The sequence below is a fragment of the Enhygromyxa salina genome (assembly GCF_002994615.1).
In the GTDB taxonomy this organism is placed as follows: Bacteria; Myxococcota_A; Polyangia; order Nannocystales; family Nannocystaceae; genus Plesiocystis; species Plesiocystis salina_A.
This window is the reverse complement of sequence record NZ_PVNK01000069.1, coordinates 1-18,795: the sequence shown is the minus strand read 5'-3', so window position 1 is coordinate 18,795 and position 18,795 is coordinate 1. Positions and strand designations below refer to the sequence as shown.

The following is an 18,795-nucleotide window of genomic DNA, read 5'->3' as shown; positions in this document are numbered from 1 at the left end:
GTTCGGACCGTCGGGGCGGGGGGGGGCGGGGAGGGGTCCTCGAGTTGGCGTGGGACGTCAGCTTCAATGGGGGCGCCCTCTTTCGAGGGCGGAAGGTTGGCGCAGCGGTCGGACCTTGTCGGCTGGCGGGTAGCCGGCGCTTCAATGGGGCCGCCCTCTTTCGAGGGCGGAAGGACTGGGAATCCCTAATAAACGCGATTGAGGCCGCCGCTTCAATGGGGCCGCCCTCTTTCGAGGGCGGAAGGCGAACTCAAACTCGCCGCACACGGCGCAGAGCTTGCTTCAATGGGGCCGCCCTCTTTCGAGGGCGGAAGGCCGCAGCGGCACGGTCGCCCGAGTGAGCGTCCAGTGCTCCGCTTCAATGGGGCCGCCCTCTTTCGAGGGCGGAAGGGCTGTGGCCGCGCCACGGAACAGTGCCAGCAACCTGCTTCAATGGGGCCGCCCTCTTTCGAGGGCGGAAGGGGTCGACATCACGTGCATGTGCGGCGACATGCCGCTTCAATGGGGCCGCCCTCTTTCGAGGGCGGAAGGGCAGACACAGGACGATCACGGCTGCCGCCTCAGGCGAGCTTCAATGGGGCCGCCCTCTTTCGAGGGCGGAAGGCGCAGTATGACGACGAGGTCCGGTGGGTCGAGGAAGGGGCCGCTTCAATGGGGCCGCCCTCTTTCGAGGGCGGAAGGGCCGTGGGCCTGGAGAGGACTGGCCTCAGCTCTCACGCTTCAATGGGGCCGCCCTCTTTCGAGGGCGGAAGGGTTAGCGGATCTGAGCAATTGGAACGCCGCGCACTGGCTTCAATGGGGCCGCCCTCTTTCGAGGGCGGAAGGGAGCCACGGCCCCACGCACTGCTGGCGCCACAGGCCGTAGCTTCAATGGGGCCGCCCTCTTTCGAGGGCGGAAGGGACCGCCGGCAGCCCCTGCTTGCGGTCGTCCGCACGCTTCAATGGGGCCGCCCTCTTTCGAGGGCGGAAGGCTGGCGGTGACCAAGGCGGGCGAGATCGTCTGGGTCGGCTTCAATGGGGCCGCCCTCTTTCGAGGGCGGAAGGAGGCGGGAGAAGACGTGATCCATGATCTGGAGCTTGGTGCTTCAATGGGGCCGCCCTCTTTCGAGGGCGGAAGGGGGCATCCAGCGAGTTCGTTTGGCTGGCCAGATACGGTCGCTTCAATGGGGCCGCCCTCTTTCGAGGGCGGAAGGCCGTCGGCGCCCCGGGCGCGGTAGCACACTGCTCGGCCTTGCTTCAATGGGGCCACCCTCTTTCGAGGGCGGAAGGGCCGCTGCTTGTGGTGTTCCGAACCAACCCAGGCTACCGGCTTCAATGGGGCCGCCCTCTTTCGAGGGCGGAAGGCAAGTACAAGGAGTTCATCGTCGGGCAGCTGTTGCTTCAATGGGGCCGCCCTCTTTCGAGGGCGGAAGGTCCGAAGCCGGGCAAGAAGCTCGGCGGGAACTACCGGCTTCAATGGGGCCGCCCTCTTTCGAGGGCGGAAGGCGCACGCCTCATTATAGGGTGTATATGACCTCGCCTGCTTCAATGGGGCCGCCCTCTTTCGAGGGCGGAAGGGCGCGCGGATCTCGCTGGGCAGATCTTCCGGAGAAGGGCTTCAATGGGGCCGCCCTCTTTCGAGGGCGGAAGGGGCGTCCTCCTCATCGACGACTGCGACTCGGTGTTCGAGCTTCAATGGGGCCGCCCTCTTTCGAGGGCGGAAGGCGTCAAAAGCGATCTACACGGTCCAGTCGAGCGTTTGCCTTCAATGGGGCCGCCCTCTTTCGAGGGCGGAAGGCAGCAGTGCGTGGGGCCGTGGCTCGACGCGTTCGGGCAGGAGCTTCAATGGGGCCGCCCTCTTTCGAGGGCGGAAGGCCAGAGCATTACGAGGCCCTACACACCGCAATCTTCGAGCTTCAATGGGGCCGCCCTCTTTCGAGGGCGGAAGGGGCACCGCTGCAACCTACCGAGATCACACCAAATTTCACCCCCCAACGCACGCAGGGCGATTTCGCCCGCGAATTCCGGCCTCCATGTTCCTCTCTCCCGTTTTCAAACACCGTTCAACCCCCGCCTCACCCGCCGAAATCAGCGTTTTGCACGCAAGATGGGGGTTGAACTGCCTGCGGCCCCGCGTGCGTTGTCCCCAACCACTATCACTGAACACGAACCCAGGACAAGCTCGAGGTTCACACAGCCCACGCGATCCAACGGCGCTCGAGCCCGCCAGGGCCCTTTCGCGCCGTCCGAGCCGGCCTAGCGACGCGTAGCGAGCCCGCGCTGCTCCCACCGCTCCGCCCGATCGGCAGACCTCGCGCCCGCTCCACCCTCACCACCTGCCGCGCCGAAGCGCTGGTGCTCCCTCACCACCTGCAGTCCGTCCGGCGCGGACACGCCAGCGCGCTCTCACCAGACCCACCAAGTCTCGCGTGGGGCCCCTGTTTCGCGCTCGCCATGTGTCGGTCGTCGGGCCTGGAGCGCGGCTTGTCCGGTTTGGCTTCGGCGCGCATCGTCCCTTCGACCATGCGCGTGTTGTGACCGAGCCGCTCGATCATCGTGTACCGAGAAGAGCTCGTCGATCTCGAGGCCGGCCTGCTCGCAACGGAGGAGACCGTCCCCCTGCCAACCCCGGTGACGGCGACGCTGGATGCAGTCGACACGATCAGCCCGCGTGATCTCGCCACCCGCCGGGCGGTCCTTCGTTCAGGCTCGCGCCCGCGCCCGCGTGGCCGACTCGATCGACGGTGGCGAGGCCGTCCTGTCCGAGCGCAGAGACGCCGAGCGCGGCCGCGTGGAAGGCCGCTCGAGATCGAGACCTGGAAAGACGAGGTCAACGCCGTGCGCGTGAGCGTCGACGCCGAGCTCAGGAGCGGGCGCCCGTGTCCGCCCCTGGTTGTATGGGGAGCTCCTGGCTGTGGACCGGCTGTCCGAGAACACAACCGGGCGACGCCCGACCGGGTGGAGGCAGGCGTCACGCGCGAGCGTCGACAAGGCACGCGCCCCGCAAAGTCCGGGGGCTCGATGAGGCCGAGGTGCTGCGGGTTGGTGCCGTCGCCGTCGCCGTCGCCCTCGCCCTCGCCATCAACTCAACCACCGTCTTGCCGGTCTCGGCGCTGCGGCTTCGGTCACGCGCCGCCCGATCCTCGATCTCGTGAAACGCGCGTTGCTCAGGCCGAGCGCGAGGCTTCCGTGCGCCCCGCACCCGCCCGGGGGGCGAGCCCGTCGATGCTCCCCTCGGCGTGGACGCGGGCCGTCGGCCTCGACTGAGCGCTGCGCGACGACGCGCAGTCGCTCCCCCTGTGCCGCGGGTCTGTCGGGTGCGCGATGACCACTGCGGTCACTCGTGATTCGTCGGCGATGAGAGTAGTTTTGGTGCCGTCGCGTGACCGTCTCCATCGCCGGATATACGACCCGAAAGCTGCTGCGCGCGTCCGCGCGGGCGCAGGTGTACGAGGCGCAGCGCAAGCGCGACGGCAAGCGGGTCATCGCCAAGGTCTTCGAACTCGGAGACGACGGGGTCGAGGCTCGAGTCGAGCACGAGTTTCGCCTGCTCGAGCAGCTCGACGTCGAGGGGGTCGTGCGGGCGCTCGGCGTCGAGCGGGTCGGCGATCAGCTGGTCCTGCTGCTCGACTACATTGTCGGCGAGAACCTCGAGCAGCACGCCCGCGGCGAGCCGATCACCGTCGACGCGTTCTTGGCGATCGCCCGGAGCCTCGCGGCGACCCTGGCCAGGGTCCACGGGCGCCGCGTGGTTCACCGCGACATCAAGCCGAGCAATGTCCTCGTCGAGGCCGGCACCCACGAGGTCTACCTCGCGGACTTCGGGATCTCGGTCCTGCTCGAGAGCGAGCGGCAGCACCTCTACGATCCCGAGGTCCTCGCGGGGACGCTGCCCTATGTCTCGCCCGAGCAGACCGGGCGGACGACGCGAGAGGTCGACTTCCGCAGCGATCTGTACTCGCTCGGCGTGACCTTCTACGAGCTCCTGACCGGGCGCCGGCCGTTCGAGGCGAGCGAGCCGATGGAGCTGATCCACGCCCACCTGGCGCGCCGGCCCATGCCGCCCCACGAGCTCGTGAGCACGGTGCCGCGGCAGCTGTCGGCGATCGTGATGAAGCTGCTGGAGAAGGCCCCCGAGCATCGCTACCAGTCAGCGTCGGGGCTCCGCGTGGATCTCGAGCGGCTGGCCGAGGGGCTGGCCGAGGGCGAGCCCGGGCCGAGCTTCGAGCTCGGCGAGCAGGACCACCCGAGCACGCTGCAGCTGCCCCACCAGCTCTACGGTCGGGTCCTCGAGCGGGCCGCGCTCGAGCGAGAGTTCGAGCTGGTCTCCAAGGTCGGCAAGCGGCGCCTGGTGCTGCTCGGGGGCGCGCCGGGCCTGGGCAAGACCGCGTTGCTGCGCACGATCGCCGCCCCCGTCAGCGCGAGCGGCGGGTACATGGCGATCGGAAAGTTCGAGCAGCTCCAGCGCGAGCTGCCCTATCGCGGCTTCGTGAACGCGTTCACGAGCCTGGTCGAGCAGGTCTTGACCCAAAGCGACGAGCGGCTCGGGGCCTGGCGTAGGCGGCTCAAGCGGGCCCTGGGTCCGATCGCGGGGGTCGTGGCGGCGATGGTCCCGGAGCTGGCGCTGGTCATGGGGGAGCTGCCGCCGGTCCCGAGCCTGGGCCTGGGCGAGTCTCGCTACCGCCTCCACGCCGCGCTCGCTCGGTTCGTGACGGCCTTCTCGCAAGATGGCCCGCTGGTCCTGATCCTCGACGATCTGCAGTGGGCCGACCCCGCGAGCATCGAGCTCCTCCACGTGTTGCTGGCCGAAGGTGGCGAGAGCGCGGTGTTGTTCGTTGGCGCCTATCGCAGCGATGCCCTCGACGCCCTGGATCCCAAGCACCCGCTGCGCGCGTTCTTGGCCGGGCTCGACGAGGGCCACAGCGTCGTCACCAAGCTCGAGCTCCAGCCGCTCTCGCGCGGGGATCTCGAGCGCCTGCTCGTCGACGTGCTCGGCCGCGAGCGCGAGGCCGTGGCCGAGCTCGCGGAGCTGGTCGCGCGCAAGACCGGGAGCAACCCGCTGTTCGTGCGCCAGTTCCTGGTCCACCTCGAGACGCTCGGGCTGCTCGAGTCGAGCGTCGAGGGCTGGCAGTGGGACGCCCAAGAGATCGCCGCCACGCAGATCCCCGATGACGTCCTCGGGGTCATGCAGGCCAAGCTCGATCGTCTCGATCCGTCGACGCGAGAGCTGCTCGCGCTCGCCGCTTGCGTCGGCGTTCGGTTTGACGCGCTGACCCTCGCGGCCGTCGGCCGCCGCGGGCGTGAGCAAGTCGCGGCGGCGCTCCACGAGCTCGAGGTCCAGGGCCTGATCAGCCCGGACGGCTCGCGCTACGTGTTCAGCCACGATCGGATCCAGGAGGCCGCGCTCGAGCGCATCGACCCCGAGACCCAGCGCGCCCTCCGCTGGGAGATCGGCGACCGCCTGCTCGCGCGTCACGGCGAGGACGAGCTCGGTGAGCACTTGTTCGAGATCGTCGATCAGCTCGACGCGGGCCTGCCGGTCGACGCGATGCCCGAGCGGCGTCGGCTGCTGCTCGCGCGGCTCAACCACAAGGCCGGCCAGCGGGCGCTCGACACGGGCGCGTGGGACTCGGCCCGGCGCTACCTCGATCTCAGCGTCGAGCTGCTGGCCAAGGAGCTGGCCGAGGCCCGCGCCGGGCGACGCAGCGAGCTCGCGTTCGGGGCCGCGTTCGGGCGGGCCCAGGCGATGGCGCTCGAGGGCCAGACGGCGGAGGCTGACGCGGCCTTCGAGGGCCTGCTCGGCTGGCAGCTGTCGATGACCGAGCGAGCCCAGGTCGTGGCCCGACGCGCGCGGATCCTGGCCCTCCAAGAGCGCAACGCCGACGCCCTCGACTACGCGCTCGCGGGCCTCGCCGAGCTCGGCTACGCGATCCCGCGGACGCCCTCGACCGCGCAGATGGTCCTCGCCTTGATGCTCGGGCTCCGGGCGCTCAAGGGGGTCTCGCGTGAGCAGCTGCTCGAGCTGCCCGCGGCCACCGACGAGCGCGTCATCGCGATCTCGCACCTGCTCGACGCGGCCCGCGAGCCGGCGTTCGTGACCTCGCAGGAGCTGTGGGTGTTGATCTTGGGCCGTCACACCCAGCTGATCCTGCGCTCGGGCTATCACCCGACCGCGCCCGTGAGCCTCTCGCAGCTGGCGATGGTCCTCATGGCCATGGGCAGGCACGTCGCGGCCGGCGAGCTGGCCGAGCAGGCGAGCGAGCTCGCGTTGCGCCGCGAGTGCCCGCCGGGCGGCGTGATCGGGACCCGGGCCCAGATGCTGACCATGGTCGGGCCGCAGTGCCGGCCCTTTCGCGTGGTCGCCGAGCCGATGGAGGCGGCCCACGCCGAGGCGATCGAGGCTGGCGATCGGAGGACCGCCGGCATGCTCGGCGCGATTGGTCTGGTCAACCACCTCGAGGCTGGCTATCACCTGCGTGAGATCCTCGATTTCGACGCGCGCCTGCGCAGCATCGACGAGCACTACGGGAGCCCCGAGTTCTGGGCCATCTCGGAGCTGACCCGGCGCCTGCTCCACTGCCTCATCGGGACCGAGGGCGCGACCTTCTTGCGCGTCGATGAGCTCGACGAGATCGACATCAGCCCGCTGACTCGCTACGCGGTCATCTCGTCCGAGGCCTGGGGCCGGATGATGCTCGGCGAGGTCGACGAGCCCTGGGCGATGCTCCAGCCGCTGCTCGGCGACTACGAGCGCGTGCTGCTCGGCTCGGTCGTGGTCCCCCGCATCGCCATGGTCGCGACTGTGCTCGCGGCCAAGCGCTGGCCCGAGGCCGACGCGAAGGAGCGCCGCGCGCTGCTCTCGGGCATGCGCAAGCGCTACAAGACCATCAGGCGCTGGGCCAAGATCTGCCCCGAGAACTACCAGCCGATGGCCGACATCGTCGGGGGCGAGCTGGCGTCGGTCCGCGGCAAGAATGAGGCTGCGCTGCGCCACTTCGAGGCCGCGCGCTCAGCCGCGCTCGACACCCGCGCGCACTATGTCGCCGGCATCGCCAGCGCGCGCCTGGCTGCGTGGGCCGAGCGCGAGGGCCTGGGCTCGACCATGGTCGGGGCCCGTCGCAGCGCCCGCGCGGCGTTCGAGCGCATGGGCGCCCGCGCGGTCGTCGAGCGCCTCGACCGCGAGCAGGGCCGGCTGCTCACGCTCGCGCAGCCTCAGCCCGAGCCCTCGAACTCGACCCTCAGCGCGCTGATGCACGCGTCGCTGAGCTCCGACGGCTCGGCCCGCGCGCTCGACCTCGCGGCCGTGCTCGACACGATCGCGGTCATCAGCGAGGACCTCGAGCTCGAGCAAGTCATCACCCGCGTGCTCGGGAGCGCGATCGAGAACGTCGGCGCCGATCGGGGCCTGCTCCTGCTCGAGCGCGGCGGCGGGCTCGCGCTGGTCGCCGAGGGCAGCGGGGGCGAGACCCTCGAATTCATGGCGGACCCCGTGGCCCTGGCCGACGCACGCGATCGGCTGCCGACCGCGGTCGTGCTCTACGTCGTGCGCACGGGCAGCCCCGTGGTCGTCGACGACATCACGGGCGACTCTCGGTTCTCGACCGACGCCTACGTCGTCCGCTCGGGCGTGCGCTCGCTGCTGTGCATGCCGATCATCAAGCAATTGCCGACGCAGTCCGAGCGGATCGGCGCGCTGGTGCTCGAGAACCGCCTCGCCGCGGGCGCCTTCACCCCCGCGCGGCTCGAGGTCCTCGGCATCCTCCTGGCCCAGGCCGCGAGCGCCCTCGACAACGCCCGGCTCTACGCGGCCTTGGGCCGCAGCGAGGCGAGGTGGCGCTCGCTCGTCGACGGCGTGCCCGACATCATCGCCTTGATGGACGGCCACGCTCAGCTCGAGTTCGTCAACCACCTCGCGCCCTATGACGCAGACCCGAACGAGCTCGTCGGACGCCGCGCCGAACAGGTCATGGATCCGGCCTCGCGCGCGGCCTGGCGCGAGGCCTTCTCCGAGTGCGTTCGGACCGGCTCTCCGCGCGAGCTCGAGGTCTGCGTCGCGCCCGAGGGCCTCCCGCGGTGCTGGTACATGACCCGGGTCGTGGCCGTCGGCGAAGGCTCCGACACCAAGTACCTGACGATCTCGACCGACATCAGCGAGCGTAAATTGCTCGAAGCGCAGGTCCGTCAGCAGCAGCGGCTCGAGTCGCTCGGGACCCTCGCCAGCGGCGTGGCCCACGAGATCAACAACCCGGTCCAGGGCATCCTCAACTACGCCGAGCTGATCTCCGCCCACGCCGACGACTGCGAGACCGTGCTTGAGTTCTCGGCCGAGATCACCTGCGAGTCCGAGCGCGTCGCGGCGATCGTCCGCAACCTCCTGGCCTTCTCTCGCCAGGAGCGCGAGCAGCAGCGCGAGGACGCGCGGCTCGAGGAGCTCGTCGCGGCCACGCTGTCGCTGATCCTGGCCGTGATCCGCAAGGACGACGTCCGGGTCATCGTCGACGTTCCCCCCGACCTGCCCGCGGTCTCGTGCCGACCCCAGCAGATCCAGCAGATCGTCATGAACCTGGTGACCAACGCCCGCGACGCGCTCAACGAGCGCTACCAGGGCTACCACGACGACAAGATCATCGAGATCCGCGCGGCCAGCTTCGAGCGCGGCGGACAGGCCTGGGTTCGACTCACGGTCGCCGACCGCGGCGCGGGGATCCCCAAGGACGTGCGCGCCCGGATCTTCGATCCCTTCTTCACGACCAAGGGTCGCGATCAGGGCACCGGGTTGGGCCTGGCGGTCAGTCACGGGATCGCGCTCGAGCACGGCGGTGAGCTGGGCGTCGAGACCGAGCCGGGCGTCGGGACGCGCTTTCACCTCGACCTCCCCGTCGACCACCCAAGCGTGCGCGAAGTTGCACAGTAGGCTCCAGATCGGCCTCTGTTGGCCGCATATCGCGCGAATTCGCCTGGGGTGACCGCGCGCATCGCCCTTTGATAGGTTCGGGCGGTCCATGCCTGATCCAGGTCCGCCCACGCTCGCTGAGAATCCACCCGTCTGGGATCGCGCGGCGTTGAAGCTGATCAACGACCCTCGCGACCTGCCCTTCGTCCACTTGATGATCGCGTGCACGGTCACGGCCCTGCTCGGCCTCTCGCTCTACCCGCTGAGCCTGACGGTGCTCGAGGGCGAGTGGTTCTGGGCGGCTGGCGTCGCGTATCTGCTGATCTGGGCCCTGTGGACCCTCGATCGCTTCATCTTGATGCTGCACTGCACCTCGCACCGGATCTTGTTCAAGCGCGGAGTTGGCGGGCTCAACAAGATCATCCCGATCGTGCTCGGGCCCTTCTTCGGTGAGACCCCGCAGACCTACTTCTGCCACCACATGGGCATGCACCACCCGGAGAACAACCTCGCCGACGATCTGAGCTCGACGATGCGCTTTCAGCGGGACCGCTTCGGCCACTGGCTGCGCTACTTCTGCCGCTTCTTCTTCCTGATCATCTTCGAGCTCGGGGCCTACTTCTACAAGCGCGGTCAGACCAAGATGGCGCTCCGGGCTATCGGGGGCGAGCTGTCGTTTTGGCTGGTCGTTGGGCTGCTCGCGGCCTTCGTCGACTGGCGCGCGACCCTGATCGTGTTCGTGATCCCGGTCGTGATGGTCCGCGTCTTGATGATGGCGGGCAACTGGGCCCAGCACGCCTTCGTCGACGCCACGCACCCCGAAGATCCCTACCTCAACTCGATCACCTGCATCGACTCGCGCTACAACCGGCGCTGCTTCAACGACGGCTACCACATCCACCACCACGTCAAGGCGCGCTGCCACTGGAGCGACTACCCCGGGGAATTCCAGGCCAACAAGGCGCTCTACGGTGAGAAGGACGCGATCGTGTTTCGCGGGCTCGACTTCTTCAGCGTCTGGGCGCTGCTGATGGTCGGGGCCTACGAGACCCTGGCCAAGGCCATGGTCGAGCTGCCGCGCGCGCCCAAGCGCAGCATCGAAGAGCGCGTCGAGTTCATGCGCTCGCGCCTGCGGCCGATTCGAACCAGCTGAGGGCCGAGATGGTCCTGGCGCCGGGGAGCACGGGCTTTCGTCGGCTTTTTACTTCGCGCGCGAGGCGCGAGGCGCGAGGCTCGGGATCTGCGCGGGACCCTGGGCAGCGACAAGCCCAAGCTGCGCGGCTTGCTCGAGCGCGTCGAAAAATCTCGACGCGCCATGATCCATGCAGGCCCTGGAGGTACTCATGGTTCCATGAGGAGCTTGTTGATCTCATCGTGCGTCGCGCTCATCACGCTTCACACTCTCGCCTGCACGACCCCGGCCGAGGAGGGCGGGGAACTCGAAGGGAGCGAGAGTAGCGAGAGTAGCGAGAGTAGTGAGAGTAGCGACGAGACCGAGAGTACGGAGGAAGAGGCCTGCTTCCCTGTGGGTGACGCCGTCGGGGACGCGACGCCGCAGGTCATCACCTTGACCAACAGCGCCGATAGCCCGCGCTGGGTGTCGGCGGGCGGCTGCGACCCCAACCTGTTCTCGGCCCTGACCCCCGAGGGCGAGCTGTTCGACGCGGTCAAGGTCACCTGCGCCGGGCTCGAGTTCACCCCCGATCACAAGGAGTGCGGCGATCCCTGCGACGGCGGGTTTCTGGTCCCGCCGATCCGCGTGGACCCTGGCGAGAGCTACGCCTTGAACTGGAATGGATACGGCTGGCGCAGCCACGAGGTCGCCGACGCTTGCCTCGGGCCCGAGTTCTGCCTCGACACCTGCGCCTACGGAGTCGCGGTCGAGCCTGGGACCGAGCTCAGCGTCACGATCTACAGCTACGCCTCGTGCGGAGACTTCGAAGGGGAGCCCGACGAGAGCTGCGACTGCCCGCCCGAACAACCGAGCTGTCAGCTGTCCATCAACACCGAGCCTGCGCTGTTCGGCGCCTCGGAGCTGCTCGAGTCACCCAGCTTCATCCATGGCGTCGGCGAAGAGGTGTTCATTGATCTCGGCCTGGCCCCCGATCCCTAGCCCTAGCAGCCCGGGGTGCAATGCCTCGCGCCGCCTCGCTTGGCCTTTTCGCCGAGGGCTTTGTCGCCAAAACTTGCAGTACGCCCGGAGCGGCGTGGATGATCGCTGGCCTGCAACGACGTCGTCGAACCCGACGAAGGGGGGCATGTGCCCTCGGAGGAGCAATTTTTGTCTTCCTCGGGTGTGCCAGTTCCGGCGAAAATGGCTCCGTCGAGCCGAGCCAGGCGGCGGCCCTCGAGGCGGGGCCAACCTTCGTCGACGCCGAACCAGCCCGATCTCCGGCGATGACCTCGGCCGAGGTGGTTCACACCGTCGGCGGGCTCGAGATCAAACTGCGCGCCAAGCCGATCCTCGGGGCTCAGGGCTGGGGCTTCGAGCTTCGGATCGGGGTGCGCAACACCCTCGAGGCGGGGATCTTCGACATCGGCCCCGCGCCGCGGCTCGAGCTGTGGGTGAGCATCGCGGACCTAAAAGGAGGTCGCGGCGGAGGCCGACGGTGCGCCCGGACTCGCTTGCCCGCGGGCCAGCTCGTGCGGGCGCTCGGACCCGGTGAACACGAGGAGAGCGAGCTGGTCTGGGACCGGGGCGCAGACGCAGGTGAACGGCTCGCGGCGGTCGTGACCGTGTGCCCGATCCGGCTGCCAGACGGCAGCTCCGTCAGCCCCGAGCTGGCCAACATCTCGATGATCGTGGGCCCGGACACGCAGCTCGAGGTGTTCGAGCTGTCGCCCGCTGACCCCAGCTGATCCGCGCCGGGCGGGTGACGATCTTCGAAGGGGAAGACCCGGGCTGCTAGCTTCGGGCCAGCTCGATGATCCGGGCCATCATCCGCTCGATCTCGGCCTGCGTGCTGTAAAAGTGCGGGCCGATCCGCAGGCCGCAATTGGGCCGCCAGTCGTGCTTGTAGCGCTCGGCGATCAGCTGCTTGCTGGCGGCCTCGCTGCCCTCGAAGTCGACGGCGACGAAGCCCGTCCGCGCGGCGTCGTCGAGGGGCGAGTGCACGGTCAGCCCGGCCGCCTGCGCGCGCTCGATCACGATCCGACACAGCGCGAGGTTGTGGGCCCGGATCCGCTCGACGCCGATCTCGAGCAGGTTCTGGTAGGCGTTGCGGGCCACGTAGTAGGCCGGGACCGAGGGCGTGCCCGCGACGAAGCGCCAGCTGGTGTCGGCCAGCTCGATCGGCGCGGGGGCCATAGCGAAGGGGTTGGCGTGGGCCATCCACCCGGTCGTCATCGGCTCGAGCCGCGCGCGGAGCTCGGGCCGGACCCACAAAAAGCAGGTCCCCGGGCCGCCGCACAGCCACTTGTGGCTGCCGCCGACGAGGAGGTCGAGGTCCCAGGCCTGGACGTCGATCGGGACCACGCCCGCGGTCTGGTAGACGTCGCACATGACCAGCGCGCCGACCTCGTGGGCGCGCTCGCAGATCGCGGCGACGTCGAGCAGCGCGCCCGAGACGTAGACCGCGTGGGAGATCGAGACCAAGCTGGTCCGCTCGTCGATCGCCTCGAGCATGCGCTCGGTCGAGATCGTCACGCCGTCGTCGCTGGGCACGAGCTCGAGCTCGAGCCCGAGGCGAGCGAAGCGCTCCCACACGTAGATCACGTTGGGGAACATCAGCTCCTCGATCACGACCTTGGGCCGCGCGCGGTAGTCGAGCGCGCTCGCAACTCGAGCCTGGAAGGTCGCGACGTTCTCGCCGAGGGTCGTGTTGCCGACGCCGCCGTTGAAGAAGCGCGCGACCGTGTCGGCGGTCTCGTCGATGAACTGCGGCCAGCGATCCCAGGCCTCGACGCCCTCGCGGGCCCACAGCTCGGTGTACTCGCGCAAGGCATCGGCGCTGCCGCGGTGCATCGCGCCCATGCTGTTGCTGTTCATGTAGGTGCTCGTCGCGAGGATCGGGTAGTCCTCGCGATAGCGCTCGAGCTCGGGATCGACTTTGGCCGCGGGCATGGGTCGGCTCAGAGATCGTCGAGGACCTGCTGGTACGCCGCCGCGTCGAGCAGATCGCCGAGGTCGACGCCGTCGCCGGGGCGGATGCGGATCATCCAGCCGCCCTCGTAGGGCGCGTCGTTGATCAGCTCGGGTTCGTCGTCGAGCTTGGCGTTGATCTCGACGACCTCGCCGGTGATCGGGGCGTAGAGATCGGAGACGGCCTTGACCGAGTCGATGTCGCCGAAGCGTTCGCCGGCCTCGAGCGCCTCGCCGACCTCGGGCAGGCTGACGGCGGTGATGTCACCGAGCTGGTCGACGGCGTGCGCGGTGATGCCGACGGTGATGGTCCCGTCGTCGTTGCGTCGGGCCCACTCGTGATCTTTGGTGTAGCGGAGGTGTTCGGACAGTTCGCTCATGTCGTGTCTCGCGGGTGGGGTTTGGCTTGGCTTGGTTTGGGTTGGGTTGGGTTGGGGTCTACTCGGGGCGCTTGTAGAACGGGCCCTTGATGATCTCGGCCGGGAGAACCTTGTGCCGGCTGCGGGCGGCGATCACGGTCCCAGGCTTGCTCAGATCTTTGCGTACGTAGCCGATGCCGACCGATCCGCCGACCGTGGGGGCCGGGCCGCCGCTGGTCACGTGGCCGACGAGCTCGGCCTCGGCGCCGGGCTCGGGCACGCCCGCGAGCAGCTCCCAGCCGTGTCGCGCCGTGCCCTTGCCCTGGATCTTGAAGCCGACCAGCTTGCGCTCGACCCCGTCGCGCTTTTGCGCGCTCAGGGCCTCGCTGCCGACGAAGGGGCCGGCCTTGAGCTTGACGACCCAGCCGAGCCCGGCCTCGAGCGGCGTCGTGGTCTCGTCGATGTCGTTGCCGTAGAGGCACAGCTTGGCCTCGAGCCGGAGGGTGTCGCGGGCGCCGAGGCCACAGGGCGCCGCGCCGCCGGCGACCAGCGCGTCCCATACGGCGCGGGCGTCGTCGGCGGCGACGAAGAGCTCGAAGCCGTCCTCACCGGTGTAGCCCGTGCGCGCGGCGACGACTGGCTTGCCGGCGATCTCGCCGGGGCCGAAGTGGAAGCCGGCGATCTCGAGCAGGCCCGCGCCGCCGAGCTCGGCGGCGAGCGCCCGGGCCCGCGGACCCTGGACCGCGATGAGCGCGGTCTCGTCGGAGCGGTTGGTGATCTCGCACATGCCGCCTGCGTGCTCGCGGAAGTGGGCCTCGTCCTTGGCGATGTTCGAGGCGTTGACGACGATGCGCAGATCCTCGGGGCCGCGGCGATAGACGATGCAGTCGTCGACGATCCCGCCGCTCGGCAGGCACACCGCCGTGTACAGCGCCTGGCCGTCGACGAGCCGGGTCACGTCGTTGGTGATCAGCTTTTGCACCGCGGCCAGCGCCTGCGGCCCGGCGAAGTCGATCTCGCCCATGTGCGAGACGTCGAACAGCCCGACATCCTCGCGCACGGCCTTGTGCTCGGCGAGGATGCCTGTGTACTGGACCGGCATGTGCCAGCCGGTGAAGTCGACCATCTTGGCGCCGGCTTCGACGTGGGCGGCGTGGAGGGGAGTCTGGGCGAGCTCGGACATCGGCCTTCGAACTATCCGGGACCGGCGCGGCTGGTGCAAGCGTGTGGTTTTGCGGCGCCAGGTGGCGGTGTTAGAAACCAGCCTCGACGCCGATGTCTAAAGTGATGCCGCGGCCCAAATCAGCCCATCGTGAGCTGCGAGCCCCCAGCGCGGGCCGTGCACTGGCGTTCGCGCTTACGGCCTCCGTGGCCGCCGGATCGAGCGGGACCGGGTGCGCGCGGGACAAGCTCGCGCGTGACGGGCGTGTGTCCCAGGCCCAGGCCGAGCAGTACCTGCGCGACGCCGTCCGCCAGTCGAGCGAGGGCGTGGTCCTCGACCCCTCGCAGCAGGGCCTGGATCAGATCGAGCGGGTCCGCCTCGGCGAGATCGCCCAGCAGCTGCGCGGGCCGGCGGCGGTCTGCTTTCTCGAGCGCGCGATCGAGACGATGGAGCGCGGCACGGTCGACGGCGAGCAAGGCTGGGTCGACGTGCCCGAGGGCCAGGCCAAGTTCCGCGCGCGGGTGTCCGTCGACGGCAGCGTGCTCTCGACCGAGCTGCTCGAGTCGGGCTTCGACGACGAGCACATGGAGACCTGCCTGACCAAGGTCATCTCCAAGCAGCGCTTCGTCGAGAGCCGCGACAACTTCGCCTATCACATCGACGTCTACTACTGGGTCAGCCTCGGGTTCTTCGCCGAGGCGCACAGCGAGAGCTTTGCCCTGCTCCTGCGTCGACGGCAGGCCGAGGCCGGGATGCGGGCCAAGGCTTGCATGATCGGTCGGGTCGAGCCGGGCGAGTACGAGGTCAGCGGGCTCAACTTGTTCGATCGAGACGGCCGGACCGTGGTCAACCGGGTCGAGCGCGGTGAGCTGCCTACCGACGTCTCGACCTGCATTGCGGCCGCGTTCAAAGAGATCCGCATCCACCCCGAGCCCGAGGCCTTCATTCGCCCCGCGGCGGCCGAGGTCGCGTTCACGGTCGCCAGCGATGGGAGCGTGAGCATCGCCGACGAGCGTTGGCTCGAGCTGATCGAGCTCGAGGAGCGGGCCGCCCGGGACAAGCGTAAAGCCGAGCTCCTCGGAGCCGACGGGGCCGCCGCCGAGGAGCCTGCGGACGGCTTGGTCGACAGGGACAGGGGCCACTCTCGGGGCGACAGGGGCCACTCTCGGCGCGACAGGGGCCACTCTCGGGGCGACAGGGGTCACTCTCGGGGCGACAGGGGCGCCCCTCTGGTCGATCGGGGCGCCCCTCTGATCGACAGGGGCGAGCCGCCCGCACCGCTCGGGACGTTGCCCGCGCCGAGGCCCGAGCCCGAACCCGAGCCCGAGCCCGAGCCCGAGGCCGAGCCTGAGCCGGCGCCTCCGACCGACGGTGGCAGCGAGGGGCGCGAGACTCGGCGCCCACAGGGCGATCCGAGCGAGCCTGGGACGAAGCTCGATCTTTCACCTCGCCGGCCTCGCTGATACGGTCATGACATGCAGGACTGTGTCTCCGCTCGAGCGAGGCTCGTCGGCGTTGGTGCGCTGATCGGCCTTGGCAGCGCCGGCCTGGGTTGCCCGGGGCCGGACGGCGGGACCTTCTCGGCTGGGTTGAGCGCGGGCGTCGAGACCAGCGGCAGCGACGACAGCGATCCGACCGACACCGAGGACGCCGAGTGCGGCAACGGCGTGGTCGAGCCCGGTGAGCAGTGCGACATGGGAGAGGGCAACAGCGCGACCGGCGAGTGCACGCCGGACTGCCAGATCTGGCTCTGCGGCGACGGCTACGTGAACGCGGACTACGAAGACTGTGACGACGCCAACGACGTCCAGACCGACTCTTGCCTGAGCGACTGCGTCGCCAACGTCTGCGGCGATGGGATCGTCAACGAGGGCGTCGAGGCCTGCGACGACGGCAACGACATCCAGACCGACGAGTGCCGCAACGACTGCACGCTCGGGACCTGCGGTGACGGCCAGATCCAAGACGGCGAGCAGTGCGACGACGGCAACGACGACTTCGGTGACCAGTGCCCCGGCTGTCAGTTCGCCTTTTGCGGCGACGGCCACACCTGGCTGGGCATGGAGCAGTGCGACGACGGCAACGAGCAAGACAACGACGCGTGCCTGGTCGGGTGCATCGAGGCGACCTGTGGCGACGGCGTGGTCTGGACCGACAACGAGATGTGCGACGACGGCAACCTCGAGGACGATGACGCGTGCCCCAGCTCGTGCGAGCCGGCCTCCTGCGGCGACGGCTTTACCTTCTCGAACGGCGGGCCCGAGACCTGCGACGACGGCAACCAGGTCAGCGACGACGGCTGTGACGCCGAGTGCCTGGCCGAGTTCTGCTTCTTGCTCGACAACGACGAAGAGGTGAACCTCAGCGGCAACGACTGGTTTGACGCGTGCGTGATGGAGGTCGGGGATCTCGTCGTCGTCAAGCTCGCGGACGAGAACAACGAGATTGTCTACGAGGCTCAGGGCGTCAAGGTCGGCGTGTGGACGCAGGACGAGATCACCTCGACCAACGCGTCGACCGTCGAGTACAACGAGAATTCCCACGACCAGCTGATCACGCTCGACAACGGCGACAAGCTGTTCATCGCGGGCAAGGACGCCGACTCGGGCGTCTACACCTGCAACACCGACCTCGGCAACGGCTACGGCATCGTGTTGTACCCCTCGAACGCGAACTGGTACATCAACCCCAAGATGCTCGTGATGCCCCTCGACGGCGGCGTCGGGGGCATGGCGCGGGAATTCAAGAACTGGGGGCCGGAGTACGAGGTCTCGTGGAATGGCGGCGCGCCGATGAACTCGTGCACCGAGGGCGTCGGCGGGCTCGTGCCCTTCAACGGCGAGTTCACGCTGCGGGTCAAGCCGCAGTAGCGCGCGCGGCCGAATCTCGGTAATGAGATCGGCGTGAGCATTAAAGAACGCGCCAAGCAGCAGCTACGGGACACGGGCGAGAGCGTCGCCGGGGCGCTGTTCGAGCGGGCCAAGAAGCTGCCCTTCTTCCGCGACCGGATCGCGGCCGAGTACGACAAGATGATGGTCGAGCTGCGCAAGGCGGCGAAGCCCTACGGCGAGGAGTTTCCTGGCTGCGTGGCGCTGCCCGAGCACGGACGCGGCCGTGACGAGGTCCTCGCGCAGATGCGAGACCTGCATGAGCGCGAGGTGTCTCGCTGGGAGGAGGGCTACGTGTCGGGGGCCGTGTACCACGGCGACTCGGACCACGTGCGCTTCCTCGAGCAGGCCTACGCCGTTCACAGTCAGACCAACCCGCTGCACTCGGATCTGTGGCCGAGCATCACCAAGTATGAGGCCGAGATCGTCGCGATGACGGCGGACATGCTCGGGGCGAAGGAGGCCGGGCCGGGCGCGGAGGTGTGCGGGACGGTGAGCTCGGGGGGGACCGAGTCGATCTTGATGGCGATGAAGACCTACCGCGATCGGGCGCGGGCGGAGCAGGGCAACGACAAGCCGAACATCGTCGCGCCGATGACGGCGCACGCGGCGTTTGACAAGGCCGCGCAGTACTTTGGCATCGAGCTGCGGAAGATCGCGGTTGGCGATGACTTTCGGGCGGATGTTGGGGCCATGAAGAAGGCGGTCGATCGGCACACGATCTGCTTGGTTGGGTCTGCGCCGACCTTTCCGCATGGGGTAATTGATCCGATCCCGGAGCTGGCGGCGGTCGCGTTTGCGCGCAAGATTGGGTTTCATACGGATGCTTGCCTGGGCGGGTTCGTGCTGCCCTGGGCGCGTGAGCTGGGGTATCCGGTCACCGAGTTTGATTTTCGGGTCCAGGGGGTGACGTCGATCTCGGCGGATACGCACAAGTATGGGTATGCGGCGAAGGGGACCTCGGTGGTGCTGTATCGGGACAAGGACCTGCGGAGTCACCAGTGGTTTACGCTGACGAACTGGCCGGGGGGGATCTACTTTTCGCCGACGCTCGCGGGGAGTCGGCCGGGGGGGATCAGCGCGGCTTGCTGGGCCGCGATGCAGGCGATGGGGCGGAGTGGGTATCTGGAGGCTACGCGGCGGATCCTGGAGACGGGGAGGGTGATTCGGGAGGGGATTGAAGGGATCGCGGGGTTGAAGGTGCTTGGGGATCCGTTGTGGGTGATTGGGTTCGCGGCGGTGGAGCCGGAGGCGGTGGATGTGTATCGGGTTAGTGATGCGATGAGTGAGCGGGGGTGGAACTTGAATGGGTTGCATCGGCCTTCTTGTGTGCATATTGCGGTTACGCTGCGGCATACGCAGGAGGGGGTGGCGGAGCGGTTCTTGGGGGATCTGCGGGCGGCGGTGGCGCGACAGCGCGCGCGCGAAGCCGA

10 protein-coding genes and 1 CRISPR repeat array are annotated in these 18,795 nt (G+C 68.8%); of the genes, 7 read left to right on the top strand and 3 right to left on the bottom strand.

What is annotated here, in order from left to right; translation table 11 throughout:
- Nucleotides 1–60: 60 nt before the first annotated feature.
- Nucleotides 61–1,928: direct repeats of the CRISPR family, unit length 36 nt; unit sequence GCTTCAATGGGGCCGCCCTCTTTCGAGGGCGGAAGG.
- A 1,433-nt stretch (nucleotides 1,929–3,361) separates the two neighbouring features.
- The 4 genes from ENSA5_RS06465 (at nucleotide 3,362) to ENSA5_RS06450 (ending at nucleotide 11,731) form a co-directional block, all read left to right on the top strand.
- Complete coding sequence (locus tag ENSA5_RS06465; RefSeq protein ID WP_106390754.1) at nucleotides 3,362–8,893, top strand: protein kinase domain-containing protein; 5,532 nt, start codon at nucleotides 3,362–3,364, stop codon at nucleotides 8,891–8,893.
- A gap of 88 nt (nucleotides 8,894–8,981) precedes the next feature.
- Complete coding sequence (locus tag ENSA5_RS06460) at nucleotides 8,982–10,025, top strand: fatty acid desaturase family protein (protein WP_106390753.1); 1,044 nt, start codon at nucleotides 8,982–8,984, stop codon at nucleotides 10,023–10,025.
- Between the two features lie 372 nt (nucleotides 10,026–10,397).
- Nucleotides 10,398–10,985, top strand: coding sequence for a hypothetical protein (locus ENSA5_RS06455; protein WP_106390752.1), 588 nt, complete (start codon nucleotides 10,398–10,400; stop codon nucleotides 10,983–10,985).
- Between the two features lie 284 nt (nucleotides 10,986–11,269).
- Nucleotides 11,270–11,731 (top strand): hypothetical protein, encoded by a 462-nt coding sequence (locus ENSA5_RS06450; RefSeq protein WP_106390751.1) that lies wholly within the window; start codon nucleotides 11,270–11,272, stop codon nucleotides 11,729–11,731.
- Between the two features lie 46 nt (nucleotides 11,732–11,777).
- On the opposite strand, the gene ENSA5_RS06445 is transcribed toward ENSA5_RS06450, so the two are convergent.
- The 3 genes from ENSA5_RS06445 to gcvT are packed head-to-tail and all read right to left on the bottom strand — an operon-like array spanning nucleotide 11,778 to nucleotide 14,495.
- Complete coding sequence (locus ENSA5_RS06445; protein WP_106390750.1) at nucleotides 11,778–12,935, bottom strand: aminotransferase class V-fold PLP-dependent enzyme; 1,158 nt, start codon at nucleotides 12,933–12,935, stop codon at nucleotides 11,778–11,780.
- Between the two features lie 8 nt (nucleotides 12,936–12,943).
- A complete protein-coding gene (gene gcvH, locus ENSA5_RS06440) occupies nucleotides 12,944–13,333 on the bottom strand; it encodes a glycine cleavage system protein GcvH (protein ID WP_106390749.1) in 390 nt (129 codons plus the stop codon).
- Between the two features lie 58 nt (nucleotides 13,334–13,391).
- A complete protein-coding gene (gcvT, locus tag ENSA5_RS06435) occupies nucleotides 13,392–14,495 on the bottom strand; it encodes a glycine cleavage system aminomethyltransferase GcvT (RefSeq protein WP_106390748.1) in 1,104 nt (367 codons plus the stop codon).
- 185 nt (nucleotides 14,496–14,680) lie between these two features.
- Here gcvT and ENSA5_RS37140 point away from each other — a divergent pair, with 185 nt between their 5' ends.
- The 3 genes from ENSA5_RS37140 to ENSA5_RS06420 form a co-directional block, all read left to right on the top strand.
- Nucleotides 14,681–15,937 carry a hypothetical protein gene (locus tag ENSA5_RS37140; RefSeq protein ID WP_181197439.1) on the top strand — a complete coding sequence of 419 codons (1,257 nt, stop codon included), beginning with the start codon at nucleotides 14,681–14,683 and terminating at the stop codon, nucleotides 15,935–15,937.
- 12 nt (nucleotides 15,938–15,949) lie between these two features.
- Nucleotides 15,950–17,344: a DUF4215 domain-containing protein gene (locus ENSA5_RS06425; protein WP_181197438.1), complete on the top strand. Its 1,395-nt coding sequence runs from the start codon at nucleotides 15,950–15,952 to the stop codon at nucleotides 17,342–17,344.
- 33 nt (nucleotides 17,345–17,377) lie between these two features.
- Nucleotides 17,378–18,795, top strand: a 1,418-nt coding sequence (locus tag ENSA5_RS06420; protein WP_258182761.1) for a pyridoxal phosphate-dependent decarboxylase family protein, incomplete at its 3' end; no start/stop codon positions are given.

Excerpts from the sequence above, each read along its gene's own strand:
- ENSA5_RS06460 (WP_106390753.1), top strand. The coding sequence starts at position 8,982 with ATGCCTGATCCAGGTCCGCCCACGCTCGCTGAGAATCCACCCGTCTGG.
- ENSA5_RS06450 (WP_106390751.1), top strand. The coding sequence starts at position 11,270 with ATGACCTCGGCCGAGGTGGTTCACACCGTCGGCGGGCTCGAGATCAAA.
- ENSA5_RS06445 (WP_106390750.1), bottom strand. The coding sequence starts at position 12,935 with ATGCCCGCGGCCAAAGTCGATCCCGAGCTCGAGCGCTATCGCGAGGAC.
- gcvH (WP_106390749.1), bottom strand. The coding sequence starts at position 13,333 with ATGAGCGAACTGTCCGAACACCTCCGCTACACCAAAGATCACGAGTGG.
- gcvT (WP_106390748.1), bottom strand. The coding sequence starts at position 14,495 with ATGTCCGAGCTCGCCCAGACTCCCCTCCACGCCGCCCACGTCGAAGCC.
- ENSA5_RS06425 (WP_181197438.1), top strand. The coding sequence starts at position 15,950 with ATGCAGGACTGTGTCTCCGCTCGAGCGAGGCTCGTCGGCGTTGGTGCG.